The organism is Agrobacterium sp. 20P9.1.2 (assembly GCF_057799395.1).
In genome coordinates this window covers 269147-296029 of sequence record NZ_JBYOKI010000006.1, presented here as the reverse complement: position 1 = coordinate 296029, position 26883 = coordinate 269147, and the positions used below count along the sequence as shown (strand labels likewise).

24 protein-coding genes are annotated in these 26883 nt (G+C 55.4%); 17 read left to right on the top strand and 7 right to left on the bottom strand.

The window, feature by feature from the left end; all coding sequences use genetic code 11:
• The 4 genes from coaE to AC27VJ_RS18160 are packed head-to-tail and all read right to left on the bottom strand — an operon-like array spanning position 1 to position 2906.
• Positions 1 to 600, bottom strand: coding sequence for a dephospho-CoA kinase (coaE, locus tag AC27VJ_RS18175; RefSeq protein ID WP_488685200.1), 600 nt, complete (start codon positions 598 to 600; stop codon positions 1 to 3).
• The gene (locus AC27VJ_RS18170) at positions 597 to 1457 is read right to left on the bottom strand and encodes a shikimate dehydrogenase (protein ID WP_488685199.1); all 861 of its coding nucleotides are present in this window, start codon (positions 1455 to 1457) and stop codon (positions 597 to 599) included. The genes coaE and AC27VJ_RS18170 overlap by 4 nt, the downstream gene beginning before the upstream one ends.
• On the bottom strand, positions 1450 to 2049 hold the full coding sequence (locus AC27VJ_RS18165; RefSeq protein WP_488685198.1) for a Maf-like protein: 600 nt from the start codon (positions 2047 to 2049) through the stop codon (positions 1450 to 1452). Before AC27VJ_RS18165 ends, AC27VJ_RS18170 begins: the two co-directional genes overlap by 8 nt.
• 35 nt (positions 2050 to 2084) lie before the next feature.
• Entirely contained in the window at positions 2085 to 2906 is an 822-nt protein-coding gene (locus tag AC27VJ_RS18160; protein ID WP_488685197.1) for a pyruvate, water dikinase regulatory protein, read from the bottom strand.
• 408 nt (positions 2907 to 3314) lie between these two features.
• Here AC27VJ_RS18160 and hemE point away from each other — a divergent pair, with 408 nt between their 5' ends.
• The 8 genes from hemE (at position 3315) to AC27VJ_RS18120 (ending at position 12157) form a co-directional block, all read left to right on the top strand.
• Positions 3315 to 4349 carry a uroporphyrinogen decarboxylase gene (hemE, locus tag AC27VJ_RS18155; RefSeq protein ID WP_488685196.1) on the top strand — a complete coding sequence of 345 codons (1035 nt, stop codon included), beginning with the start codon at positions 3315 to 3317 and terminating at the stop codon, positions 4347 to 4349.
• Positions 4346 to 4891 carry a protoporphyrinogen oxidase HemJ gene (gene hemJ / locus AC27VJ_RS18150; RefSeq protein ID WP_488685195.1) on the top strand — a complete coding sequence of 182 codons (546 nt, stop codon included), beginning with the start codon at positions 4346 to 4348 and terminating at the stop codon, positions 4889 to 4891. The genes hemE and hemJ overlap by 4 nt, the downstream gene beginning before the upstream one ends.
• Positions 4892 to 5077: 186 nt before the next feature.
• On the top strand, positions 5078 to 6343 hold the full coding sequence (gene rho, locus AC27VJ_RS18145) for a transcription termination factor Rho (protein ID WP_112964404.1): 1266 nt from the start codon (positions 5078 to 5080) through the stop codon (positions 6341 to 6343).
• A 148-nt stretch (positions 6344 to 6491) separates the two neighbouring features.
• Complete coding sequence (mnmE, locus tag AC27VJ_RS18140) at positions 6492 to 7811, top strand: tRNA uridine-5-carboxymethylaminomethyl(34) synthesis GTPase MnmE (RefSeq protein ID WP_488685194.1); 1320 nt, start codon at positions 6492 to 6494, stop codon at positions 7809 to 7811.
• A 58-nt stretch (positions 7812 to 7869) separates the two neighbouring features.
• The gene (gene mnmG / locus AC27VJ_RS18135; RefSeq protein WP_488685193.1) at positions 7870 to 9747 is read left to right on the top strand and encodes a tRNA uridine-5-carboxymethylaminomethyl(34) synthesis enzyme MnmG; all 1878 of its coding nucleotides are present in this window, start codon (positions 7870 to 7872) and stop codon (positions 9745 to 9747) included.
• A gap of 11 nt (positions 9748 to 9758) precedes the next feature.
• Entirely contained in the window at positions 9759 to 10379 is a 621-nt protein-coding gene (rsmG, locus tag AC27VJ_RS18130) for a 16S rRNA (guanine(527)-N(7))-methyltransferase RsmG (RefSeq protein ID WP_488685192.1), read from the top strand.
• Between the two features lie 19 nt (positions 10380 to 10398).
• A complete protein-coding gene (locus AC27VJ_RS18125; protein ID WP_113087381.1) occupies positions 10399 to 11190 on the top strand; it encodes a ParA family protein in 792 nt (263 codons plus the stop codon).
• Between the two features lie 82 nt (positions 11191 to 11272).
• Positions 11273 to 12157, top strand: a complete 885-nt coding sequence (locus AC27VJ_RS18120) for a ParB/RepB/Spo0J family partition protein (protein WP_488685190.1) — start codon at positions 11273 to 11275, stop codon at positions 12155 to 12157.
• Between the two features lie 72 nt (positions 12158 to 12229).
• Here the strand turns inward: AC27VJ_RS18120 and AC27VJ_RS18115 are convergent, their stop codons facing one another.
• Positions 12230 to 12430, bottom strand: coding sequence for a DUF1674 domain-containing protein (locus AC27VJ_RS18115; RefSeq protein ID WP_488685189.1), 201 nt, complete (start codon positions 12428 to 12430; stop codon positions 12230 to 12232).
• A 109-nt stretch (positions 12431 to 12539) separates the two neighbouring features.
• On the opposite strand from AC27VJ_RS18115, the gene htpX reads away from it, so the two are divergent.
• From htpX to purH, 4 genes are all read left to right on the top strand, one after another.
• Positions 12540 to 13499, top strand: coding sequence for a zinc metalloprotease HtpX (gene htpX, locus AC27VJ_RS18110; RefSeq protein WP_488685188.1), 960 nt, complete (start codon positions 12540 to 12542; stop codon positions 13497 to 13499).
• On the top strand, positions 13490 to 14878 hold the full coding sequence (locus tag AC27VJ_RS18105) for an RsmB/NOP family class I SAM-dependent RNA methyltransferase (protein WP_488685241.1): 1389 nt from the start codon (positions 13490 to 13492) through the stop codon (positions 14876 to 14878). Before htpX ends, AC27VJ_RS18105 begins: the two co-directional genes overlap by 10 nt.
• Before the next feature lie 308 nt (positions 14879 to 15186).
• The gene (locus AC27VJ_RS18100) at positions 15187 to 16809 is read left to right on the top strand and encodes a heparinase II/III family protein (RefSeq protein WP_488685187.1); all 1623 of its coding nucleotides are present in this window, start codon (positions 15187 to 15189) and stop codon (positions 16807 to 16809) included.
• 147 nt (positions 16810 to 16956) lie between these two features.
• Positions 16957 to 18573 (top strand): bifunctional phosphoribosylaminoimidazolecarboxamide formyltransferase/IMP cyclohydrolase, encoded by a 1617-nt coding sequence (purH, locus tag AC27VJ_RS18095; RefSeq protein ID WP_488685186.1) that lies wholly within the window; start codon positions 16957 to 16959, stop codon positions 18571 to 18573.
• Between the two features lie 167 nt (positions 18574 to 18740).
• Here the strand turns inward: purH and AC27VJ_RS18090 are convergent, their stop codons facing one another.
• Both AC27VJ_RS18090 and AC27VJ_RS18085 read right to left on the bottom strand, forming a co-directional pair.
• Positions 18741 to 20273, bottom strand: a complete 1533-nt coding sequence (locus AC27VJ_RS18090) for a UxaA family hydrolase (RefSeq protein WP_488685185.1) — start codon at positions 20271 to 20273, stop codon at positions 18741 to 18743.
• Positions 20274 to 20310: 37 nt separating this feature from the next.
• Positions 20311 to 21003, bottom strand: coding sequence for a FadR/GntR family transcriptional regulator (locus AC27VJ_RS18085; RefSeq protein ID WP_353579217.1), 693 nt, complete (start codon positions 21001 to 21003; stop codon positions 20311 to 20313).
• A 245-nt stretch (positions 21004 to 21248) separates the two neighbouring features.
• Between AC27VJ_RS18085 and AC27VJ_RS18080 the strand changes: the two genes are divergently transcribed.
• From AC27VJ_RS18080 to AC27VJ_RS18060, 5 genes are all read left to right on the top strand, one after another.
• A complete protein-coding gene (locus AC27VJ_RS18080; protein ID WP_488685184.1) occupies positions 21249 to 22823 on the top strand; it encodes a sugar ABC transporter ATP-binding protein in 1575 nt (524 codons plus the stop codon).
• Complete coding sequence (locus AC27VJ_RS18075) at positions 22813 to 23835, top strand: ABC transporter permease (protein ID WP_488685183.1); 1023 nt, start codon at positions 22813 to 22815, stop codon at positions 23833 to 23835. The genes AC27VJ_RS18080 and AC27VJ_RS18075 overlap by 11 nt, the downstream gene beginning before the upstream one ends.
• A gap of 124 nt (positions 23836 to 23959) precedes the next feature.
• Positions 23960 to 24901, top strand: a complete 942-nt coding sequence (locus AC27VJ_RS18070; protein WP_488685181.1) for an ABC transporter substrate-binding protein — start codon at positions 23960 to 23962, stop codon at positions 24899 to 24901.
• Positions 24902 to 25044: 143 nt separating this feature from the next.
• Positions 25045 to 26064: an aldo/keto reductase gene (locus tag AC27VJ_RS18065; RefSeq protein ID WP_488685180.1), complete on the top strand. Its 1020-nt coding sequence runs from the start codon at positions 25045 to 25047 to the stop codon at positions 26062 to 26064.
• Positions 26061 to 26882 carry an amidohydrolase family protein gene (locus AC27VJ_RS18060; RefSeq protein WP_488685179.1) on the top strand — a complete coding sequence of 274 codons (822 nt, stop codon included), beginning with the start codon at positions 26061 to 26063 and terminating at the stop codon, positions 26880 to 26882. Before AC27VJ_RS18065 ends, AC27VJ_RS18060 begins: the two co-directional genes overlap by 4 nt.
• Position 26883 lies beyond the last annotated feature (1 nt).

The window sequence follows — 26883 nt, the reverse complement described above, 5'->3', positions numbered from 1 at the left end:
TTAAACCTTTTCTTTTCGCTCGAATCTCAAGGCAGCGAGAACGGCTTTCACCTGCATCCGCGCCTCTTCAATTCCCCGGCCCGTATCGATGATGAAATCGGCCCTGCGTCTCTTTTCCTCGTCTGGCATCTGCCGCGCAAGGATCATGTGAAATTTTTCTTCCGTCATCCCGGGCCGAGACATAACCCTTTGCCTCTGGATGTCCGCATCACAGCTGACAACCACGATCTTATCGACGCGGCTTTCCGTGCCGGTCTCGAACAGAAGCGGGATATCCAGCAAGGCGAATTCTGCGCCTGCCTGCCGTTCATGATCTAAAAACGCTTGCTGCTTTTTCCGCACCAGAGGATGAACGATGTGCTCCAGCTTTTCGAAATTATCCGGATTCTGACGTAAGGCCTCACCCAGCTTCTGACGGTTGACCTTGCCGTTTTCGGTCGTACCGGTAAAAGCCTCTTCGATCAGGGCCACCGCCTCGCCTGCATAAAGCTGATGAACGACGGCATCGGAATCACAAACGGCAACGCCTTCGTCCTCAAAAAGCTTCGCCGTCGTGGATTTCCCCATGCCGATAGATCCGGTGAGCCCGATGGTAATCATCCGTGCTTTTCCATATCGGCGATAATGAGGTTTCTCAGCTCTTCATCCACTTCAGGCGATTTGCCAAACCATTTTTCAAAACCGGGTTTGGCCTGATGCAAGAGCATGCCTAGGCCATCAACAACAGGAAAGCCCTGTTGCTCTGCCATTTTGAGAATGGGTGTTTTGAGCGGAACGTAGACGATATCCGTCACCACCGCATCGCGGCTCAGCTTGGAGAAATCGATATGCGGCGTTTCGGTGCCATCCATACCAAGAGATGTCGTGTTGACGAAAAGCCCAGCATTTGTCGAAACCTCATCTAGCGCTCCCATGGAATGCGCAAAGACATGATCTCCAAAGCGGTCCCGCAATTCTTTTGCACGGGCGACGGTTCTGTTGACCACGTGAATTTCAGAAATGCCGCGATTGCGCAGCGCCTGAATGACGGCCCGGCTCGCACCACCAGCGCCCAGAACCACTGCCTTGTCTGTCTTGTCCCAACCAGGATGCCGCGCATCGAGATTGGACACGAACCCGTAGCCATCGGTATTAGTCGCGCAAATCTGGCCATCTTCCAGCCACAGAGTGTTCGCGGCTCCCAGTTCCTGCACGATTTCGTCAGGCCTGTCTGCCAATCGGTAGGCGGATTCCTTGTGCGGGATTGTTACGTTACCGCCGACGAAACCGCTTTCGCCGGATTTCAGCGTTGCAACGAAATGCGCGAAATTGTCCGGCGATACCGCGACGGCCTGATAGGAGCCTTCAATGCCGAAGGTCTTTAGCCAATAACCATGGATCAAAGGAGAACGGGAATGCTTGATGGGGTAGCCTGTGACGAAGGCTTTGATGGTTAATGTTTCACGTGAATCAACCATCGATCAGGCCCAAGTCGCGAAGTTTCGTTAAGAGTGGCAGCAGCGGCAGTCCCAGAATGGTGAAATAATCCCCTTCAATATCGGTGAAAAGCTGAATGCCCTCCCCTTCCAGCTGATAGGCGCCGACGCTGGACAGCACTTTCGGTCCAACCCGCTCAAGATGCCTGTCGAGAAATTCCGCGTCCAACTCCCGCACGGTGAGATCGGCTACGGTGACGACGTCCCAGATAATGTCGCCGTTTTGGGCCAACACAGCACCGCAGTTCAAACGATGAGTCTTGCCCGACAGTGACATGAGGTTGGCGTGGGCCTCGACCATATCTTTTGGTTTGTGATAAATCCTATCGCCAAGCGACATGGTCTGGTCGCAGCCCAGAACGACAGCATCTGGATAAATCGCACTGACGGCCAGCGCTTTTGCCTTGGCAAGTTCGACAGCGATCCTGTCCGGCGACGCACCATCTCTCTCGAGCTTCGCATCGATGGCACGCTCATCGATTTCGGCGGGTTTAGCGGTAAAGCTCAGTCCAGCATTGCGCATCAGCATTTGCCGGGATGCGCTGGAAGAAGCAAGGATCAGGTTTGGTCTCATCAACCATGGTCTCCGAACAGGGGGGTGCGAAGGGATTAGCGCGTCCGCTGGCGAAGGGCAAGAATGGCTGCGGCGGTCTCTTCGATGGAACGCCGCGTCACATCGATCAGCGGCCAATTGTTGCGGGCGCAGAGTGCGCGCGCATATTTCAGCTCTTCCATGATCGTTGCGCGATCAATGTATTGACCCCGGTCAAAACCGCCCGTCGCGCCCAGCTCGCGGTTTTCACGAACCTGCGAAATGCGGTCAGACGTCGCGACGAGCCCCACTATCAGCGGTTTCGTTGCCTTATAGAGGCTCTCGGGCAATGGCACATCCGGCACCACGGGAATATTGGCGGTCTTGATGCCGCGATTGGCCAGATAAATGCTGGTGGGTGTTTTCGAGGTGCGGCTAATGCCGATAATGACGACATCGGCATCATCATAATTTTCCGGCATCTGGCCGTCATCATGATCCATGGCAAAGTTCAGGGCTTCGATACGGGCGAAATAGTCCGCATTCAACGCATGCTGCGCCCCCACCCGCCGGCGCGACGTTGTGCCGAGATAGGTCTGGAAAATACCAATGACGGGTTCCAGCACATTCACACAGGGCACGCCGATGGCGTGACATTGCAGATCGAGAAACTCGGCCAGCTGCTCATCCACAATGGTGTAGAGAACAATTCCCGGCTCCTGATCGATGCTGTCGATCACCTTTTGCAGCTGTTTCTGGTTCCGGATCATCGGATACACATGTTCCAGCGGCATGGCCGCGTGAAACTGCGCCGACACCGCTCTGCCCGCAGACATCAGAGTCTCGCCCGTGGAGTCAGAAATCAGATGAAGATGGAAGAAGCTTTTTTGGTTCTCCACGCTGTTTTCGTCCCCCTGTTGATAATGTCGGATAACATCCGCCATCTGGCCCGGTACCCGGTCGCGCGGCGCAAAACCTGTGTTTTGTCCACAATCGGCAAACCGGTGTAGCAAGCAAAAGCCTGCCTGTGAATTGTGAGGAGAAAAGCGGACGTTAAAAAACCGTCCAAGGGTTATCCACAAGCGTCATAGTATTCGATGTTTCTTTAAGCCACGGAAATATTTCGTTTATTTCAAAATATCCCGTCTGTTTTCCCAAACCTGTCCAAACAAGCGAGTGTGACATATGAATCATCGCTCATGCGGCATTTCCGCCGAACAGATTTTAATCCTTGCTACTCACAGACTCTAAGAAATAGAAAATCTTTTAAATCTCTTAGATTTTATTTTTTAGAAAAGATGAGCATCATGTCCGAACGCCGTGTTATGAAGGTTCTGAATGGAGAGGCACTTACCCCTCCTCCGATCTGGCTTATGAGACAGGCCGGTCGTTACCTTCCGGAATATCGAGAAACGCGGAAGACGGCAGGAAGTTTCCTCGATCTTTGCTATAATCCGCAGCTTGCAACGGAAGTGACGCTACAGCCCATTCGACGTTTCGATCTGGATGCTGCCATTCTCTTCTCGGATATTCTGGTCATCCCTGACGCCCTAGATCGAAATGTCTCCTTCACCGAAGGCAAGGGCCCTGCAATGGACCCGATCGATGTGGCCGGGATTGCTGCTTTGAAGCAGGATAATGTTCTGCCTCACCTCAAGCCGGTTTTCGAAGCGGTCTCGAAGCTTAGACAGGAACTGCCATCCAAGACTACATTGCTTGGCTTTTGTGGTGCGCCTTGGACGGTTGCGACCTACATGATTGCTGGTCACGGCACGCCCGATCAGGCCCCTGCCCGCCTCTTCGGCTATCAGGAACCGCAGGCGATGGAACAATTGCTGGCCTTCCTCGCCGAAGCCTCTGCCGATTATCTCGTTGAGCAATTAGACGCTGGTGCCGACGCCGTTCAGATATTCGATTCCTGGGCGGGTGTTTTGGGCGAGAAGGAATTTGAGGAATACGCGGTCAAGCCGGTCGCTCGTATCATCCAATCTGTTCGCGCGCGTCGCCCTGATGCCAAGATCATCGCCTTTGCGAAAGGTGCCGGCATTCTGCTGAAGGATTATCGCCAAAAAACCAAGGCAGATGCGATCGGTCTCGATTGGAGCGTGCCGCTGTCTTTCGCCCGCGATCTCCAGAAAGATGGCCCGGTCCAGGGCAATCTCGATCCGATGCGCATGGTTGCTGGCGGAAAATCCCTGGATGACGGCATTGATGCCATTCTTGACTGTCTTGGCAACGGCCCGCTGATCTTCAATCTCGGCCACGGCATCACACCGCAGGCGGACCCGGAAAATGTCACCAGACTGGTGTCGCGCGTTCGCTCCCACGGTGCACGCCTATGAGCGAGGAGAAGCAAACATCGGCCACTGCCGGGCGCAAAGCCCGTCTTCGGGCGGCGGTTGCGCTGAGCGCCTTCGTGGCCCTGATCGCGGTCGTGCTGCATGTCGATGCGGCCGATGCCTATCTCTGGATTAAGGCGCTGCACATCATCGCCGTCATATCCTGGATGGCCGGGCTGTTTTATCTGCCGCGGCTGTTCATCTACCACACGGATGCAGTCCCCGGTTCAGACAAGTCCGAGACCTTCAAAATCATGGAACAGCGTCTGCTCAAGGTCATCATGAACCCGGCCATGATGATATCCTGGGTTTTGGGCCTTTATCTCGCCTGGTCGGTTTATGGTTTTTCCGGCGGCTGGCTGCATGCGAAAATTGCTCTGGTCATTCTCATGACGGCGACGCATGTCTATTTCAGCAGAAGCGTCAGGCGTTTTGCACGGGATGAAAACACACGTTCTGCCCGTCACTGGCGGTTGATGAACGAGGTTCCGACCGTCCTGATGATCCTGATAGTCTTACTTGTGGTTGTGAAACCATATGCTTGACGGGCGATCACGATAAATTTCTCGGAATTGGTGCTTTCCTCTTGCGGCTTTCCGGTTGAATCGCTATTTTCCGGTTACTCATCTCAATGGCATGTGAATTATTCAGACGTCTGCGGGGCCTTCCCCAGTACCTGATTCGCGATCACGCCTTTCCCCACACATATTTTAAAGACGGTCTTTCTCTTCATGGCTGAAATGAAGCTTCAGGAACTTAAGAGCAAATCCCCTACCGATTTGCTGACTTTTGCCGAATCCCTGGAAGTCGAAAATGCGAGCACGATGCGTAAGCAGGAGCTCATGTTTGCAATCCTCAAGGTTCTGGCAAGTCAGGACATCGAGATCATCGGCGAAGGTGTCGTCGAAGTTCTTCAGGATGGATTTGGCTTCCTGCGCTCTGCCAACGCAAACTATCTGCCCGGCCCGGATGATATTTACATCTCGCCATCGCAGATCCGCCGTTTCTCGCTGAAAACCGGCGATACCGTCGAAGGCCCTATCCGTGGGCCTAAGGAAGGCGAACGTTATTTCGCGCTGCTCAAGGTCAACACGATCAATTTCGATGATCCGGAAAAGATTCGTCACAAGGTCCATTTCGACAATCTGACGCCGCTTTATCCGAATGATCGCTTCAAGATGGAACTGGATGTCCCGACATCCAAGGACCTCTCCGCACGCGTTATCGACCTCGTGGCACCGCTCGGCAAAGGCCAGCGCGGCCTCATCGTCGCTCCGCCGCGTACCGGTAAAACCGTTCTGCTCCAGAACATCGCGCATTCGATCACCGCCAATCATCCGGAATGCTATCTCATCGTTCTCTTGATCGATGAACGCCCGGAAGAAGTGACGGACATGCAGCGCTCGGTGAAGGGCGAAGTCGTTTCGTCTACCTTCGACGAGCCAGCCGTGCGCCACGTTCAGGTCGCCGAAATGGTCATCGAAAAGGCAAAGCGCCTGGTCGAGCATGGTCGTGACGTCGTCATCCTGCTCGATTCGATCACCCGTCTTGGCCGCGCTTATAACACCGTTGTTCCTTCCTCCGGTAAGGTATTGACCGGTGGTGTGGACGCCAACGCCCTGCAGCGTCCAAAGCGTTTCTTCGGTGCCGCCCGTAACATCGAAGAAGGCGGCTCGCTAACCATCATCGCCACAGCCCTGATCGATACCGGCAGCCGTATGGACGAAGTCATCTTCGAAGAATTCAAGGGCACGGGTAACTCTGAAATCGTTCTGGATCGTAAGGTCGCCGACAAGCGCATCTTCCCATCCATGGATATTCTCAAGTCTGGTACGCGTAAGGAAGACCTTCTTGTTCCGCGTCAGGATCTGCAGAAGATCTTCGTCCTGCGTCGCATTCTCGCGCCAATGGGCACCACCGACGCTATCGAGTTCCTGATCGACAAGCTGAAGCAGACGAAGAACAACGGCGATTTCTTCGATTCGATGAACACGTAATTAGCCGGATTCATCTTTGAAAGTTTCAGGCCGCGTCTTAACAGGACGCGGCCAATTGTTTGAAAGCATATGCATTCACATCCGATAGAGATGTCGTTGCCGATATTTCATAAGACGGTAATCGCTGAGCGCTCCAGGAGTTGTCGCCATGTCTCCTTCCAAAGATACGATCTACGCTCTCTCAAGCGGCTCCCTGCCCGCTGGCGTAGCGGTCTTGAGGCTGAGTGGATCGCAAGCTGTTTCTGCTCTATCGAAACTCGTCGGAGAGAATATCCCAGCTCCTCGCATGGCCGGTCTCAGAACGATTCGAAACCGAAACAATGACGCGATCGACCAAGGGCTCGTCTTTCAGTTTCCAGCACCCCATTCCTTCACGGGCGAAGACTGCGTAGAAATCCAGATTCACGGCAGTCGCGCCGTTGTTGACGCCATTTTTGCTGAACTCGATACAATCTCTGGCGTCCGCACTGCTGAGGCTGGTGAATTTTCCAAGCGCGCTTATGACAACGGCAAAATGGATTTGCTGGAAGTCGAAGGTCTGGCGGACCTGCTGAAGGCAGAAACCGAGATGCAGCGGCGGCTGGCCGTTGAACAGACCAGTGGCCGCCTTTCGGGATTATATGATGGCTGGGCGTATCGCCTGACCCGCTGCCGTGCATTGATTGAAGCAGAACTCGATTTTTCGGATGAAGACGACGTTCCGGATTCCGTTGCCGATCAGGTTTGGCGAGATGTTTTGACTCTCAAGGCGGAAATCGAGCAACATCTTTACGCTGGCGCGTCCTCTGAGATCATCCGTGATGGCTTTAAAGTCGCATTGGTTGGTGCGCCGAATGTTGGCAAATCGAGTTTGTTGAACGCGCTGAGCGGTCGCGACATTGCAATAGTGACCGATATCGCAGGCACAACGCGAGATGTGATCAGCGTTGATCTTAACATCGATGGTTATCTGGTGAGGGTCTTTGATACCGCGGGCCTGCGAGAGACGGCTGATATCGTCGAACAGGAAGGCGTACGCCGCGCGCGTCAAACCGCGAAATCTGCTGATCTAGTTTTGTTATTAACTGATTTCGATTCGGACCCGCAACAAATTCATGATTTAAGTGTCACGGCTTTTACAGTCGCAACGAAATCTGATTTGTCCAGCAAACCATCCCATCTGCGTGACCTTGCTATCTCCGCGAAAACTGGCGCAGGGCTTCAACAGCTGCGTGAACGCATCAAAACGGAAATAGAAAAGCGGGTTGGATCGTCTCTAACATTGGCTCCCGTTCGAGCTCGTCACAAGAAACGGCTTGAAGAGACGCTAAACTATGTTAGTGATGCGCTGAAATCCGAAGGAATGGATCTGGCGATCCGCTCGGAATATCTTCGGTTGGCTGCGACGTCTTTGGGACGGATCACCGGCCGCGTCGATGTCGAGGATTTGCTCGGCGTCATATTTTCCGAATTCTGTATCGGCAAATGATTCACGTGAAACATTCGCGTTTTCCCGTTGGAGCGCGACAGGGATAAAGAGATTTATAATGACATATGATGTCGTTGTAATTGGCGGTGGTCATGCTGGCTGTGAATCTGCAGCTGCAGCCGCACGACATGGCGCCAACACTGTTTTGCTGACGCACAAACGCGACACCATCGGCGTCATGTCCTGCAATCCCGCTATTGGCGGTCTAGGCAAAGGTCATCTTGTTCGTGAGATCGATGCGCTGGATGGACTCATGGGTCGGGTAGCTGATGCTGGTGGCATTCAGTTTCGTATGCTGAATCGGAAGAAAGGCCCAGCTGTTCGCGGGCCTCGCACCCAGGCAGATCGGCGTCTATATCGAGAAGCTATGCAATCGGAAATCGCTTCGATCCAAAACCTAAATGTGGTTGAGGGCGACGCCTACGACATTGAAATTCAAAATGACGTCATTACCGCCGTCATTCTTGCCGATGGTCGGAAACTATCCTGCCGTGCCGTTGTCCTGACGAATGGCACGTTCCTCCGTGGCCTCATTCATATCGGCTCCGAAAGGATTCCAGCCGGACGCGTTGGAGAAAAGCCGTCTGTTGGCCTTTCCGATACGTTGGCTCGGGCTGGACTACGGATGGGCCGCCTCAAAACCGGCACTCCTGCGCGTCTAGACGGAAAGACGATTGATTGGGCGGGTGTTGAACGCCAGGGTGCCGATGAGACCCCGGTTCCCTTCTCCTTCATGACGGATAAAATCGTCAACCCGCAGATTGATTGCGGCGTTACGCGCACGACGCCTGCTAGTCACAAAATTATTCAAGACAATATCCATCTCTCAGCCATGTATTCCGGCCAGATCGAAGGTGTCGGTCCACGTTATTGCCCGTCGATCGAAGACAAGATCGTGCGTTTCGGGGAGCGTGATGGCCACCAGATTTTTCTGGAGCCGGAAGGTCTCGACGACGATACGATCTATCCCAATGGGATTTCGACCTCCCTGCCCGCATCTGTGCAAGAAATGTTCATTCACACGATCCCCGGTCTCGAGAAGGTTACGATCCTCCAGCCTGGTTATGCAATCGAGTATGATTATGTCGATCCCCGCGAGCTCCGTCCCTCGCTGGAATGCAAGAAGGTCCCCGGTCTCTTTCTAGCCGGTCAGATTAACGGCACGACGGGCTACGAGGAAGCGGCGGCGCAAGGGTTGGTCGCAGGTCTAAATGCGTCTTTATTTGCGAGCGGAGGCAAACCGGTCCATTTTAGCCGAACAGAATCCTATATCGGCGTGATGATCGATGATCTGACGTCGAAGGGCGTCACCGAGCCGTACCGCATGTTTACGTCACGGGCCGAATACAGATTGTCGCTGCGTGTCGATAACGCTGATCTGCGCCTGACCCCTCTTGGGCTCGAAGCTGGTATCGTCGGTTTTGAGCGGGCCAACCGCTTTGCTGGTTTTATTAGTGACTTGGAGCGTGGACGCGAGCTTCTGAGAGAACTATCGATAAGCCCGTCTCAAGCCGCGAAGCAGGGCTTGAGGCTTAATCATGATGGACAGAGACGGACTGCTTACGAACTGTTGGCGTATCCGGATATTGAGTTTGAGACGCTGAAAAACCATTGGCCCGAGGTCAATAATATTCCGGCCAAAGTGGCAGAAGTTCTGAAGATCGAAGCGAGCTATGCCGTTTATATGCAGCGCCAGAGCGCCGACATTGTTGATATCAAGAGAGACGAAGATCGCAAAATCCCTGAAGATTTTGATTTCACATCATTGTCAGGCCTCTCGAACGAATTGAAGCAGAAGCTTGAGAAAGCACGGCCTGCAAATATTGCTCAAGCGTCGCGCGTGGACGGGATGACGCCGGCTGCGGTGTCGCTTATTCTTGCTTTGGTCAAGAAAGGCACTTATACGCAAACTCAGAAGTTGCGTGCACAGCCTTAACGAGTCCCAATATGAAGATAAACGGCCAGAGTGTTTCACGTGAAACACAAGATCGGCTTGAGCATTTTGTCGAGCTTTTCAAGAAATGGAATGCCACGACTAATCTCGTAGCACCCTCGACCCTCAGCGAATTGTGGTCTCGCCATGTGGCAGATAGCGCGCAGATATTTCAACTGTCTCCTACGCCTCAGACTTGGGTGGACCTGGGAAGCGGCGGTGGCTTTCCCGGTGTCATCACAGCCATTTTTCTGGCCGAGCTTCAGGATGGCTGGGTCAATCTGGTTGAAAGCAACAACAAAAAGGCCGGTTTTCTGCGAGTCGCGTTGAAAGAGACGGGCGCCAGAGGGTCTGTGCATCCAATTCGCATAGAGACGGCGCCGCAGATTATCAAATCGGCTGATGCGGTGTCTGCGCGAGCACTGGCAGAGCTCGATTTATTGCTAAGCTACATTCAGCCCTGGGCAAATGAGAACCAAAATCTACGCTCTTACCTCAACAAAGGCCGGGATTACGAGGCCGAGGTAAAAAAAGCGCGTGGTCGTTGGGATTTCGATCTGGTAAAACACCAAAGCAGTGTAGAAGAGAACTCTGTTGTTCTCGAAATCAGTAATTTGCGTCGAAAAGCTGATTGACCAAGTCAGGTGCGGCACCATGTTTGAAAAAAACCGGATCATTACGATTGCCAACCAAAAGGGCGGTGTCGGTAAAACGACGACGGCGATTAACCTCGCCACGGCCTTGGCTGCCATCGGTGAGCGCGTTCTCGTTGTCGATCTTGATCCGCAGGGTAATGCCAGCACTGGGCTAGGGATTGACCGTCGCGAACGTAAGCTGTCGTCTTACGATCTGCTGGTCGGTGCTAATACGGTTGCCGAAGTTGCCGTGCCGACTGCTGTCCCAAATCTTGATATCGTCGCATCGACTATGGATTTGCTGGGCTTCGAGATGGAAGTTGCAAACGCTGCAAACCGCGTGTTTCTTCTCAAAAGCGCTTTGCAGGCGCCAGATGCCCTCGCCTATTCGTATATCCTCGTCGATTGCCCTCCATCTTTCAATCTTCTAACGATGAACGCCATGGCTGCTGCTCACTCGGTGTTGGTGCCCTTGCAATGCGAGTTCTTTGCATTGGAGGGTCTCAGCCAGTTGTTGGATACGGTCAACCAGATTCGCGGTACGGTTAATCCGGCGCTGGATATCCAGGGCATCGTTTTGACCATGTTCGATTCCCGCAACAATCTCGCCCAGCAGGTGGTCAGTGATGTGCGGACGCATCTTGGTGAGAAGGTTTATCACACGCTCATCCCGCGCAATGTGCGCGTCTCCGAAGCGCCGTCCTATGGCAAGCCGGCCATCCTGTATGATTTGAAATGCGCTGGAAGCCAAGCCTATCTGCAACTCGCTTCCGAGGTTATTCAGCGCGAGCGTTTGCGCAAAGCTGCGTGATGCGTGCCAGCCGCCGAGAAGCGATAACATAATCCAAGCGCAAAATTATGATGAGCGGCGCTTTCGATCTGTGGAGTAAATAATGAGCGATGATCTTTCGAAGCGCCGTCTCGGACGTGGTCTGGCAGCATTGATTGGCGAGATGGACCAGCCCTTGCCGGTTGGTGAACCGCAGCGCGCCGTCAGTCCTGATCGGACGATCCCTATCGAATTCATTGCCCGCAGCCCGCGCAACCCGCGTCGCCATTTTGATGAAAGCGAATTGCAGGATCTGGCGTCGTCCATTCGCCAGCACGGTATCGTCCAACCTGTCGTCGTGCGCACCGTCGAGCAGAACCGTTACGAGATTATCGCCGGTGAGCGTCGCTGGCGCGCAGCGCAGCTTGCGGGCTTTACCGAAGTTCCCGTCATCGTTCGCGACGTGGATGATCGTACCGCCCTTGAACTCGCCATTGTTGAAAACGTTCAGCGCTCCGATCTCAACCCGCTGGAAGAAGCTTTGGGTTATGATCAGCTGATTGCCGAACATGGTTACACCCAGAATGATCTTGGCGAGATTATTGGTAAGAGCCGAAGCCATGTCGCCAATAGCCTGCGCCTTCTGAAGCTACCAGACCCAGTCCGCGATATGCTGGCTGAAGGCACGCTCTCCGCTGGCCATGCACGCGCTCTGGTTCCAACGTCTGATCCGGCCTATCTGGCGCGGACAATTGTCTCCAAGGGACTTTCCGTTCGTGATGCGGAGCGTCTGGCGCAAGCGGATATCCGGGCGCAGCTGGACCCGACGAATTCCCGCAAGGCTGAGAACGAAAAAGACTCCGATACGATTGCGTTGGAGCGGACGCTTGCCGATGCGCTGGGCCTCGATGTGAAGATCAATCACAAGGGCAATAGCGGGCATATCCGTATCAACTACCGCACGCTGGAACAGCTTGAAGCGGTCTGCCGTTTGTTGGAACAGAAATAGTAATAACTCTTTGAATTAAAACGGGAAATAGAAAATTCTGTTTCCCGTTATTGCTTTTATGTCAAGCTGCTCTCAGAAGTCGATTGCACGACCTTTGATCTCATAGTCTCCAAACCGGACTGGTTCCGCGCCGCCACGTCCGCCTGTCTCTGGTGGTAGTTCCAGCTGCTCTGCTATCTTGCGGCGCTCTTCGGCTTCCTTCAATGCGCGCTCTGCTGCAGGGGAAATCTTCTTATGGTTTTCACCAGCATTGTCGTTGTCTGCGTTCTGCATAGTTCTCAAGGCCTTATGACAGGATATTGAAAAGCGTTTCTTCGTAACCAGATTATAGAAGTCGGAAAGGCTTGATAAGCCATTTCACCCCCGGAACGGAGATTTTTGGATGAACCTGATGCGTACGGCCATGTTGTTGGCATTCATGACGGCCTTGTTCATGGGCATTGGTTTCATGATCGGCGGGACGGGCGGCATGATGATCGCCTTCCTGTTTGCCGCAGGCATGAACTTCTTCTCCTACTGGAATTCCGACAAGATGGTCCTTCGCGCTTACCACGCGCAGGAGGTGGATGAGCGCAATGCGCCCGATTTCTTCGCGATGATCCGTGACCTTTCCCAGAATGCCGGTCTGCCCATGCCAAAGGTCTATGTTTATGACAGCCCGCAGCCCAACGCCTTTGCCACCGGTCGCAACCCTGAAAATGCCGCCGTTGCTGCTTCCACCGGACTGATGGAACGGCTGACGCCGCAGGAAGTGGCTGGCGTGATGGCGCATGAGCTGGCCCATATCCAAAATCGCGACACCCTGACCATGACGATCACGGCCACGCTTGCAGGTGCGATTTCCATGCTGGGCAACTTCGCCTTCTTCTTCGGCGGGAACCGTGAAAACAACAATCCGCTCGGCTTTATCGGTGTGCTGGTGGCGATGATCGTTGCTCCACTTGCGGCCATGCTGGTGCAGATGGCAATCAGCCGTACACGCGAATATTCCGCTGACCGTCGTGGAGCCGAGATTTGCGGCAATCCCCTTTGGCTTGCATCCGCCTTGCAGAAGATCGCAGGTGCTGCTCAGCAAATCCACAATGACGATGCAGAGAGAAACCCCGCGACTGCGCATATGTTTATCATCAACCCGCTGTCTGGCGAGCGGATGGACAATCTGTTTTCCACCCACCCGAATACCGACAACCGCATTGCCGCCCTGCAGGCCATGTCATCGGAGTTTGCACAGCCATCGACCTATGCGGCAACAAGTGGTAAGCCGGTGCGCAAATCACGCTCCGTCCCGAACACGGGTTTTGGACGAGGCGATAATAATGAGCGTAAAGGTCCCTGGTCTTGACATCGAACTCCTCCGCCAAACCGGCAAAACACTTTAAACGCAAGCCGTCTGGTGGAAATAATGACGCCTCTTTCGCAGGCGAAGAATGGAAGCCTGGCCTTGCGGCCCGCGTCGCAGCCGTAAAGATCATCTCTGCCGTCATCGATAAGAAGACGTCACTGGATGGCATGTTGGATGCGGAAAATGGCAATCCGGCCTATCGTGCGCTGAGCCTAGCGGACCGGGCATTGGTGCGCGCCATCGTCAACACGGCGCTGCGGCATCTGCCACGTATCGAAGCCGCACTCTCCATGTTGCTGGATGGACCGCTTCCGCAGGGCGCGCGTTCGCTGCACCATGTCATGGTCGTGGGTGCCACGCAGATGCTGTATCTCGATGTACCTGACCATTCCGCCGTCGATCTTGCAGTGGAGCAGGCGCATCGCGATCCACGCAACAAGCGTTTCGTGAAACTCGTCAATGCCGTTCTCCGCCGCTTGGGTCGTGAGAAAGACGATGTGCTGCAGGCTATCAGCACCGTTCCTGTGCTGCCCGAGTGGTTTTTCTCGCGACTTGCTGAGGTCTACGGTGCAGAAGCCGTCAACCGCATGGCCGAGGCTCAACTTATTCCGTCGGTTATCGATGTCACGGTAAAATCCGATCCCGATCTCTGGGCGCAGAAGCTGAACGGTACTGTCATGCCCAATGGCAGCGTCAGGCTTCAGTCTTTCGAAGGCTCTGTTGCTGCGCTGGAGGGTTTTGACGAGGGTGAGTGGTGGGTGCAGGATTTTTCCGCCAGCATGCCTGTGCGGTTGATGGGTGATCTCTCTGGCAAACGTGTTGCGGACCTCTGTGCTGCACCGGGTGGCAAGACGGCGCAGCTTATTCTTGCGGGCGCCGAGGTCACGGCACTCGATCAATCCGGCAACCGCCTGAAGCGTTTGCGTGAGAATCTGGATCGTCTGAAGCTGAAAGCCGACACGGTCGAGAGCAACATGCTCAAGTTCCGGACCGATGATTTGTTTGATGCGGTGCTTCTGGATGCCCCCTGCTCTTCCACGGGCACGCTGCGCAAGCATCCGGATGTGTGCTGGACGAAGGACACGCAGGACATTGCAAAGCTCGCGGCTTTGCAGGAGCAGATGTTGGGGCACGCCATTACGCTGGTCAAGCCTGGCGGTATGGTCGTGTTTTCCAATTGCTCGCTGGACCCTTTAGAGGGTGAGGACATGGTCGCGAAGGTGCTGAAAAGCGAGCCTGGCCTCGAGCGTGTTCCTGTGTCACCGAAGGATTTTCCAGGCCTCGAAGCGGCGATCAATGCTGACGGTGACCTGCGCACAACGCCGGATATGTTCGGTGGCGTAGATGGTTTTTATGCAGCGGTGTTGCGTAAACACTAGCCGAGTACTTCTGCCTTCCCTCCACCTCCCGCGTTGCCGTTTCTTCGTGGATGGTTTCCTTATCAATGGCTGACCGCGCTTGATGCGGCACGACATAAGGCGTCGGTTACCCCGGCGCGCCAGCATCGTTTACAAAATATGAAGTTTTTCGTGAAAGATTGAATGACTTGTCAATTGCTAGCCAGCATCCTTACATCTCTGAAACATAATAAGTCTTTGCGCGGGCGGGAAACACAAGTTTGGTAGGATCCCTGAACAGCAGCTTCAGCGTTGCGGGGCTATTTTTACGCACCCTACGGAACCGTGCCATGATTGGCATTGCGCCGCTGCGTATTCAATTCCTGAAACTTGCGGATCGTACACCCAGCGGGCTCGTGGCAGCGCCAACGGATTTGCGCGCAGTTGATCCCTACATTGCCGAAGAGCTGGTCTATGGCCGTATCGCGCTTGCGGGGCGGATACTGGAAACCGGCGGTGTTTCACCCTTTTCTCTGGACATGCCGTCCGAGGCCTTCGAGGAAAAGCTGCACAGCTTCAGCTGGCTACGCCATGTTCGGGCCAGCAAGTCGGAGGAAGCCTGCACCCGCTCGCGTCTTCTGGTTTCAGACTGGATTGCGGTTCATGGACGCAGGATCATGGGCATTGCCTGGGCACCGGAGACGTCGGCGCAGAGGCTGATTGCGTGGTTATCGCATTCACCTGTCATCTTGCAGAGCGCGGATGCGGGGTTCTATCGGCGTTTCCTGAAAAGCCTCGGTTATCATGTGCGCTATCTGAGCCTGATTGCCAAATATGCGCCGGATGGTGAAGTGCGGTTGAAAGTCCACATCGCGCTGGCTGTTGCATCGATTTCCCTGCCCAATCGCGCATCGAAGATTGCCCGTTACGGCATGAAACTGGATCGGGAGCTGGAGCGTCAGATTCTGCCGGACGGAGGACATGTGTCGCGCAATCCCAGAATTATGCTGGATTTGCTGATCGATCTTTTGCCGTTACGACAGAGCTATATCAATCTGGGCCATGATGTGCCGCCAGGGCTTGTGCCTGCGATTGACCGCATGTTCCCGGCCATTCGTTTCTTCCGGCATCAGGATGGTGATCTGGCGCTGTTCAACGGATCCACGGCAACGCTCGCCAACGAACTGGCCTCTGTGCTGCGATATGACGAGACATCTGGGCGGCCATCGCGCGCGCTTCCTGATATCGGTTATCAGCGACTGGCAGCGGATGACGCGGTCATCATTGTCGATACGGGTATTCCGCAACGGCTGTCGCTTTCCAGAAGCGCTCATTGCGGCTGCCTGTCCTTCGAGCTGTCCTCGGTCAGGAACCGCTTCATCGTCAATTCTGGCTTTCCGCCCTTTGCGGCACCCGCCTTCAAACGAGCAAGCCGCTCGACAGCTGCGCATTCCACCGTCACCATCAATGACACCTCGTCGTCGCGACTTTCACGCTCGCGACTGCTGGGTGCCATTATGGTGCCGGGTATTACCGAAGTGAATGTGGAGCGAGAGACTGACCAGAAAGGTGCCGATGTGCTAGTGGCATCGCATGATGGTTACCTCAAGGAATTCGGTTTTATTCACCAGCGAGAGCTGGAGCTGAGTGCCGCCGGCAGCAAGATCAAGGGGCGTGACCTCATTCACGCAGCCGCGAATGACAAAAAGGCGCCGTCTGCGTCCGTGGATGTTGTTTCACGGTTTCACATTCATCCCTCCATCGAGCTTGTATCTCTGGATGAGGAATCCATCATGATGCGCGCGGTCGATGGCACCAGCTGGGTGTTTTCAGCGCCGGGCCAGACGGTAAGCATAGCAGAAGATGTGTTCATGGCGGATGCGTCTGGTATTCGCCCGTCGCAGCAGATCGAAATCCCCTTCCAGGCTTCGGGAACAACGGAAATCCGCTGGCTTATCGAACGGAAGCTGTAAACGGTTACAGCTCGCGTAAAATCCTGCGTGATTCCATGGCGGATGCCCGCGCTCTGTTTATTAATGGGCAAAGCTGTGCTAACGCGGCGTCAACCGCCGGATGGGTCGCTCTCCGGCCTGTCCCTTCCGCATTACGGAGTTCTCCCGATGGCTGTTGTTTCCAAGAAAATTCCCGCTCCAGACAAGGTCAAGATTCGCACCGCTCTTCTGTCCGTCTCCGATAAGACAGACATTATTGAACTGGCAGGTGCGCTGGTCAAACTCGGCGTGAAACTGCTGTCGACGGGTGGCACGTCCAAGGCGATTGCGGATGCGGGTCTTCCAGTCACGGATGTGTCCGATATCACCAAGTTCCCGGAAATCATGGATGGCCGCGTCAAGACTTTGCACCCCAATGTGCATGGCGGCCTGCTGGCAATTCGTGACGATGCAGAGCATGTGGAAGCCATGCGGGCGCACGGGATCGAAGGCATCGATCTCTCCGTCATCAACCTCTACCCGTTCGAGGAAGTTCGCGCCAAGGGCGGCGATTATCCGACAACTGTAGAAAATATCGACATCGGCGGCCCGGCCATGATCCGCGCATCGGCCAAGAACCATGCCTATGTGACCGTGGTGACGGACCCGAGCGATTATCCGGAACTACTGGAAGCCTTGCAGGCAGATGATGGCCAGACGACCTATGCGCTGCGCCAAAGGTTTGCGGCTAAAGCTTATGCCCGCACCGCCGCTTATGACGCCGTGATTTCCAACTGGTTTGCCGAAGCACTGTCCATCGAAACGCCGCATTACCGCGCCATTGGCGGTGTGCTGAAGGAAAAGATGCGTTATGGTGAAAACCCGCATCAGAGCGCCGGTTTCTACCTGACTGGTGATAAGCGCCCGGGCGTTGCCACGGCAACGCTTCTGCAGGGCAAGCAGCTTTCCTATAACAATATCAACGATACGGATGCGGCTTACGAGCTCGTTGCCGAGTTCCTGCCGGAAAATGCACCTGCTGTCGCCATCATCAAGCACGCCAATCCCTGCGGCGTGGCGACCGGCACGACCTTGCTGGATGCCTACAAACGCGCGCTGGCCTGCGATCCGGTCTCGGCCTTCGGTGGCGTCATTGCGCTGAACCAGACACTGGATGCGGAAACGGCAGAAGAGATCATTCAGCTCTTCACCGAAGTCATCATTGCGCCTGATGTGACAGAGGAAGCAAAGCTGATCGTAGCGCGCAAGCCGAACCTTCGCCTGCTTTCCGCAGGCGGTCTGCCGGATGCACGCGCTCCCGGCATCACCGCAAAAACGGTTTCGGGTGGCTTGCTGGTTCAGAGCCGTGACAATGGCATGGTCGAAGACCTCGATCTGAAGGTGGTCACAAACCGTGCGCCGACACCGCAGGAATTGGAAGATATGAAGTTCGCCTTTAAGATCGCCAAGCATGTGAAGTCGAATGCGGTGATCTACGCCAAGGACGGACAGACGGCAGGTATCGGCGCTGGCCAGATGAGCCGTATCGATTCCGCTCGTATTGCTGCGCAAAAGGCTGAAGATGCCGCAAAGGCCATGGGCCTTGCGGAGCCGCTGACCAAGGGCTCCGCCGTTGCCTCAGAAGCCTTCTATCCGTTTGCCGATGGCCTGCTGGCTGCGATTGCGGCGGGCGCGACGGCTGTCATCCAGCCCGGTGGTTCAATGCGCGATCAGGACGTGATCGACGCTGCCAATGCACACAATGTCGCAATGGTGTTCACAGGCATGCGCCACTTCCGCCATTGATATTGGAAATGAGCCGCTCAATGTTTGTTAGCGGCTCGAAACACTTCCTTACCCTCAACGTGATCCTCGGGCTCGTCCCGAGGATTTTATCGAACCACGACGTTAAACGTGGTGGATCGTCGGGCTTTGTTGAAGCACATGCGCTGTTTCACATGAAACACGCCAGATTACGTCACCGCACCAACCTGCCACGGCACAAATTCATTATCACCATAGTCATAAATCTCGCTGACGGTCTTATCACCCGAGGCGACGGCGATGATGTGTTCGAAGATTCGTGTGCCGGATTCCTCTATCGTTTCATTTCCGGTGACGATCTCTCCGCAATTGATGTCCATGTCCTCTTTCATGTGTTCGTACATTTCAGAGTTCGTGGCGATCTTGATGCAGGGGGCGGGTTTGAAGCCGGAAACGGAACCACGACCTGTGGTAAAACAGATGACGTTGCAGCCGCCCGCTACCTGCCCCGTAACCGCAACAGGGTCGTAACCGGGTGTGTCCATGAAGACGAAACCTGGTTCGGTTACGGTTTCTGCGAATTCGTACACGGCCTTGAGCGGCATCGAGCCACCCTTGGCGACTGCGCCTAATGATTTCTCAAGAATGGTGGTGAGCCCGCCCAGCTTGTTGCCGTGGGAAGGGTTGTTGTTCAACTCGTCCCCATTACGGGCGGTGTAATCGCGCCACCAGTCGATGCGTTGCAGCAGCTTTTCGGCAACGGCTGGTGTAACGGCACGGCGCGTCAGGAGATGTTCGGCACCATAGATTTCCGGGGTTTCGGCAAGCACCGTCGTGCCGCCATTACGGACAATGAGATCAGATGCGTAACCAAGCGCCGGGTTGGCGGAAATGCCGGAATAGCCGTCCGATCCGCCGCATTCCAATGCGACTTTCAAAGCAGAGAGTGGCTGTTCCGTTCGTTTGGCGGAATTCACGCCTGGCAGCATTTCCTTGATATTAGCAATGGCCGCTTCGATGGTCTTGCGGGTGCCGCCGTGCTGCTGGATGGTCATGGTGCGGAGGCGATCCCCCTCTTCCATCTTGTAATGTTCGAGAATCGGCGCGATCTGGTTGGTCTCGCAGCCAAGCCCGATGAGCAGAATGCCGCCAAAATTCGGATGGCGGGCATAGCCTTGTATGGTGCGGATCAACAGGCGGTAGCCTTCCGACTTCGTATTGATGGCACAGCCGCTGCCATGGGTGAGCGCCACGACGCCATCGATATTATCGAAACCGTCCAGCCCGCCATCGCGGTTAAAATAGTCGGCTATGTAGCGGGAAACGGTGGCGGAACAGTTTACCGAGGCGATGACACCGATGTAATTGCGCGTTCCGACACCACCGGTTCCCCGGTCGAAGCCCAGGAAGGTACGGCGCTCCGCGAGCGGTAGCATGCCTTTTTCTTCGATATCGACGCTGAACTGATGGGCATGTTCAGATGGCACCATGGCGAGGTTGTGCAAATGCACGAGACGGCCCGGCTCAATATCCTGCGTCGCCATACCGATGACCTGGCCGTATTTCAGAACCTCTTCACCGGTCTTGATGGTTTTCAGCGCCACCTTATGGCCGCGTCCGATCAACTCCAGCGCCTGAAGGCCGCTTCGGCCCGTCTCTCCCCCCGGTTGGATCGAGCGCCGCGCCACGGCGACATTGTCGCGCGTGTTGAGCAAAATGGTTGCTTCTGAATTCTCTGTCACGCGGTCTCCTCCTCGCGAATTCTTTTCTTTTCAGGTCTCAGTTCTCGACCCATCGTCGCCGCGAACTGTCCAAATGGCTGTGCATGGCGGCTTGCGCCAGCAAAGGGTCTTTGGCCTCAAGAGCGGACAGAATGGCCTCATGCTCCTGCAAGGCAAAAATCCATGTGTCCTTGTCTTCGAATTTGACACGGAATTGCGCCGAAATCGGGCTGTGGCGCTCATCGAACAGATCACCCACAAGCCGCGCCAAGACGCTGTTGCCGGATTGCTCGGCAATGATGACGTGAAACTGCCTGTCCTGATCGAGCGGTTTGCGCCCCGCTTCGATTTCGCTTCGCATGGCATCCAAAGTGGCGCGTAGCGTTTCCAGGGCGGCTGCATCAATGCGGCTTGCGGCTAACACGATAGTCGTGCCTTCCAATGCTGCGCGTGCCTGCATGAGTTCCGACGGGCTTTCGCCAAGCGATTTCGTTCTGGCAGGCGATTGTGCCGGTTCTGACGATACATAGACGCCGGAGCCCATGCGGATTTCGACACTGCCATCGATTTCCAGCGCGATAAGGGCCTCACGCAATGAGGGGCGCGATACGCCAAGCCTTTGCGCCAGCTCACGCTCCGCTGGCAGACGTGCGCCCGCCAGAAATTCGCCGCTGTCGATCAGCTCACGAATTTGATCTGCGATCTGCTGATAAAGCCTGCGTGGCTCCAGAATTTTGGCCTGACCATTCATGGGATTTTGAGCGAACTTTCCGTCAGTATCGATTTGGCCTTACCGTATCGTCAACGTGAGAAAGACGCAAGATAATGTTTATTTCATTGAAATAAATAAACTATTTCGATTTATGGCTTTTGCTTATTAGGTCATTTGCATCAATATGCCAAAATTGGCTTGACCAAGATAAAAATGCGGCCTAACCATTCCGCCTATTCGAAACGCCTTGGGTGGAGTTAAGGCGTTACCGGGAGGATGTGAGGATGTCGCAGGGCGCATCGGTTATTCAGGACGATTCCGCAACCGGAGCCACGCTGCGTCAGCATGGTCGCGTCCTGCTTCGCCTTGACAATATCAGCAAGGAATTTCCCGGCGTCAAAGCGCTGAGCGACGTGCAGTTCGATCTGCTGTCGGGCGAGGTTCATGCCGTCTGTGGTGAAAATGGCGCCGGTAAATCGACACTGATGAAAATCGTCAGCGGCGTCTATCAGCCCACCAGCGGCACGATCTTGCACAAGGGTCGACAAGTTCAGTACGCCTCGCCACTGGAGTCGGAAGCGGCTGGCATTGCCATCATCCATCAGGAACTGAACCTTGTTCCGCATCTCACCATTGCCGAGAACATCTATCTGGCACGCGAACCCAGAAAGGGTTTTCTGGTCGATCGCAAAAAGCTGCGCGCGGATGCCAAACGCTGTCTCGACCGGCTGGGCATCGATCTCAATCCCGATCAGATGGTGCGTGGTCTCTCTGTTGCGCAGTCTCAGATGGTGGAAATAGCCAAGGCATTGTCGCTGGATGCTGAAGTTCTCATCATGGATGAGCCGACATCCTCGCTGACGGAGCAGGAAACGCGGCTTCTGTTCAAGGTCATCCGCGATCTCAAAGCCTCCGGCGTCGGCATCGTCTATATTTCACATCGGCTGGATGAAATGGCCGAGATCGTCGACCGCGTCACGGTGCTGCGCGACGGACGCTATATTTCGACGGATAATTTTGCTGATATCACCGTGGACGATATCGTGACGCGGATGGTTGGCCGCTCTCTGGAAGAAAAATTTCCCGAGAGAACATCGAAACCAACGAATGAGGTGATCTTCTCGGTGAAGGGCCTGACACGCAAGGGCGTGTTTCACGATGTCAGCTTCGATCTGCGCCGTGGTGAAATTCTCGGCTTTGCCGGGTTGATGGGCGCCGGTCGTACCGAAGTCGCGCGGGCAATTTTCGGGGCCGATGCGTTCGATGCCGGAACGATCACCTTCGAAGGCCGCGAACTTTCCATCACCTCGCCTCAGGATGCGATTGCAGAAGGCATTGCCTATCTGTCTGAGGACAGAAAGAGCGATGGCCTTGCGATCAAGATGTCGGTGGCAGCCAATACGTCTCTGGCCAATATGGACGAGGTGTCCAACCGCTTTGGCCTCATCGATTTTAAAAAGCACGACGATGCCGCTCGGCGCTACGTCGATCTTCTGAACATCCGCACGCCCTCGATCAAGCAGACGGTGCGGCTTCTATCCGGCGGCAACCAGCAGAAAATCATCATCGGCAAATGGCTGTTTCGGCAATCGCGCATTCTGTTCTTCGATGAGCCGACGCGCGGCATCGATGTCGGTGCAAAATTTGCGATCTACAAAATCATGGACGAGCTTGCGGCCAAGGGCATTGGCGTCATTCTCATCAGTTCGGAATTGCCGGAAGTGCTGGGCCTGACCGACCGCATCGCCGTGTTCCACGAAGGCACGATCACCGGCATCGTGGAAACGGCCAAGACCACTCAGGAAGAAATCATGCGCTATGCCTCCGGCTATAGCAGCGGGGATAGACATGTCAGATAGTGCAGACGCGCCCAAGAGCTTTTCCTTCAGCGACCGGCAGAAGGACATCATCCAGAAATTTGCGGCCCTCGGCAGTCTGGTCGTGCTGACCATGGTGTTTTCCGCCACCAGCAGCGCCTTCTTCACCGTCAACAACGCCATGACGATTGCGCTTCAGGTGACGTCGATTGCGCTCCTGGGCATCGGCGCAACCTGTGTCATCATCACCGGCGGTATCGACCTTTCGGTGGGCTCGGTGCTGGCGCTTGCCGGTGTGGTTGCTGCCCTGGCGGTGAAAGAGTTGGGAATGCCGGTGCCTGTCGGCATGTTCTTCGGCATTCTGACCGGATCTCTGTGCGGCCTCATCAACGGCCTGCTCGTCACCCGCTTCAAGCTGCCGCCCTTTATTGCCACGCTTGGCATGATGTTGATCGCGCGCGGTGTCGCCTTGCAGATCACCGGTGCGCGTGCCGTTTCCGGTCTTGGCGAATCCTTCGGTGAACTCGGCAATGGCGCACTGTTTCGCATCGTCACCATCGGCGATGACGGTTTTCCGAATGTGGTCTTCCCCGGAATTCCCTATCCGGTCATTCTGATGATCGTGATTGCGATTGCCGTGTCCTTCATGCTCAACCGCTCTGTGCTTGGGCGTCACATCTATGCCGTTGGTTCAAACGCGGAAGCCGCGCGCCTGTCCGGCGTCAATGTCTCCCGCGTCACCAACTTTACCTATGTGCTGTCCGGCACGCTGGCGGGCCTCACCGGCTGTGTGCTGATGTCGCGTCTCGTCACGGCCCAGCCGAACGAGGGCGTGATGTATGAGCTGGATGCGATTGCCAGCGCCGTTATCGGCGGCACGTCGCTGATTGGTGGTGTCGGCACCATTTCCGGCACGGCAATTGGTGCGTTCGTCATCGGCATTTTGCGCAATGGCCTCAACATGAACGGCGTTTCGGCCTTCACGCAACAGATCATCATCGGCCTCGTCATTCTGGGTACGGTGTGGATAGACCAGCTGCGCAACCGCCGCTGATGGAGTTTCGAATGGCGCATGATCTTTCCGGTGCGGAAGACATGCGGGAGGGTGCGGACCCAATCCGCGGGATAACCTGGTGGCGACGAGGAGATATCGCTTTGCCGGGACAATGGAGGAAAACATGAAGAAACTGACCACTGTACTTTTGACCTCGGCCATTGCGCTGTGGAGCGTATCGACCGTTCAGGCGGGCGAAATCGCCGTCATCGTCAAGACCGTGAACTCCACCTTCTGGCAGAACGTGCAGAAAGGTGCCGATGCCGCGATGAAGAATTCGTCAGGCAACACCATGACCTTCCAGGGCCCGGCCTCGGAATCGGCCATCGCCGATCAGGTCAACATGGTGGAGAACGCTGTCAACCGTAAGGTATCCGGAATCGTTCTGGCACCGTCCGATCCAGACGCGCTGGTTCCTGCCGTCAAGAAGGCTTGGGAAGCCCGCATTCCCGTGGTGATTGTTGACTCGCAGCTGGCCAAGGGTGCCGAGCAATATTATCAGTCCTTCCTTGCCACAGACAACAAGAAGGCTGGTGAACTGGCCGCGCAGGCGCTGATCGACAAGGTCGGCAAGGAAGGCAAGATCGCCGTCATGTCCTATGTGGCCGGTGCCGGTTCGGAAATCGGCCGCGTTGGCGGTTTCACCGATTACATCAAGGCCAATTCCAAGCTTCAGATCGTCGGCCCCTATTATTCGCAGTCGCAGATGGCGACGGCGCTGAACCAGACCACCGACGTTCTGGCCGCCAATTCCGATCTCAAGGGCATTTTCGGCGCCAATGAGCCAACCGCGATTGGCGTCGGCCGTGCGCTGGCGCAATCCGGCAAGGCTGGCAAAGTCGTCGCCATCGGCTTTGATGGCAATCAGGACCTTCAGGGCTTCGTCAAGGATGGCACGCTGGCCGGCATCGTGGTGCAGGGCTCCTATCAGATGGGCGAAAAGGGCGTGGAAACCGTCACCAAGCTCATCAACAAGGAGAAGGTCGAGAAGTTCGTCGATACCGGTGTCGTGGTCGTGACCAAGGACAATATCGACAAGCCGGAAGCAAAGAACGTTCTTTACTAACGTCCGTTTGACGTCATGCTCGGGCTTGTCCCGGGCATCTGCCAACCTTTCGGTTTTTGCGACGTGAATGCATCCTCGGGACAAGCCCGAGGATGCCGTCCCAAAAGACCAATTGCCAAGAGCTAGCTTTCGAAAGTGCCGCGATGAAAGTCTCCGAAAAACGTAAAATCCCTCGCCGTGATGTGGATGTGACCGTGATGGGCCTTGGCTGCGCCCAGATGGGTAATCTGTACCGGGTCACGCCCTATGCGGAATCGAAAGGTGCTTTCGATACGGCGTGGGAGCACGGCATACGTTATTTCGATACCGCACCCTTTTACGGCTACACCCGCTCTGAGCGCCGTCTGGGAACCATGGTGACGGAACATGAGCGGGCGGATTATACGCTCAGCACCAAGGTCGGTCGGGTCATGGTGCCGGACGAGACGGTGGGGCCGGAAGAGGATGCCTATATCGCGCCCCTGCCCTTCCGCCCGGTCTATGATTATTCCCATGACGGCATTTTGCGGTCCTTCGAGGCCAGCCAGCAGCGGCTTGGCATTCTGAAGCCGGATATTCTCTACATTCACGACATCGGCCCCATGACCCATGGCGATAAGCACCAGCATTACTGGGAGCAGTTGACCACCGGTGGTGGCTTCAAGGCGCTCGCAAAGCTGCGGGATGAGGGATCGACCGGCGCGGTTGGTCTTGGCGTCAATGAATGGGAAGTCGTGCGCGACACGATGGAGATTTTCGACATCGATGTGGCTATGCTTGCCGGACGCTATACGCTGCTGGAGCAGGAAAGCCTGGATTTCATGAACAATTGCGCAAAGCGTGGCGTCGCCATCGTTGCTGCTGGTGCGTTTAATTCCGGTATTCTCGCCGGCAATCGCAAATTCAATTATGCGGATGCACCAGCAGACATTCTGGCCAAGGTGGATTCTCTGCACAGCGTCTGCGGTGAACTGGGTGTCTCCTTGCAGGCCGCTGCCTTGCAGTTTCCGCTTGCCCACCCCGCCTGCGTGACAGTGGTTTCCGGCGCGCGCAATGCTGAACAGCTTTCTTCCAACATCGCTTGGTTCGAGCAGGATATTCCGGCCGAGTTCTGGTCTGAGCTGGAAGTGCGTGGCTTGCTTGCCGAGGGCGCACCGGTGCCGCGGGCCAAGGTGTCATCATGATCATCGACGCCCATCAGCATTTCTGGCTTTTGAAGGACCGCGCCGGTCAGTGGCCGCCGCCTTCCCTTGGCGCGATCTACCGGGACTTCTTGCCGGATGATCTCCTGCCTCTGATGGAAAAGGCCGGTGTGAGCGGAACAGTGCTGGTGCAGACGATGGAGACGATTACCGATACGGACTTCATGCTGGACCTCGCGGATCAGCATGGTTTCATCAAAGGCATTGTCGGCTGGGTGGATATGAAAGCAGCGGATGCGCCTGCGCAGATCGCCTGCCGCGCTGCACACCCTGCCTTCAAGGCTGTGCGGCCTATGTTGCAGGACATTACGGATATCGGCTGGATCGATGATCCATTGCTCGAACCTGCCGTAACGGCCTTGATCGACAATGGTCTAGTTTTCGATGCGCTGGTTCTACCGCCGCATCTGCCGCATCTCCTGACATTTGCGAAGCGCTATCCGGCTCTTTCCATCGTCATCGACCATGGCGCAAAGCCATTGATTGCCACGGGCCATTACAGTGATTGGCGCAGGGACATGGCGGCACTGGCAGAACTGCGCAATGTTCATTGTAAGCTTTCCGGCCTGTTGACGGAGCGAGGCGAGCAGAAGTGGGAGTCGGTTCGACCTTATGCCGAAACCATCTTTGAACTTTTTGGGCCGGACCGTGTGATTTTTGGCAGCGACTGGCCGGTTCTGCGTTTGGCGGGCGATTATCAGCAGTGGCTCGATTTCTGCCGCGAAATCATCCCCGCTCCCCATCACGAAGCCATTTTTGGCGGCAATGCCGTGCGTTTTTATTCTCTTTCTGACAGGTGAT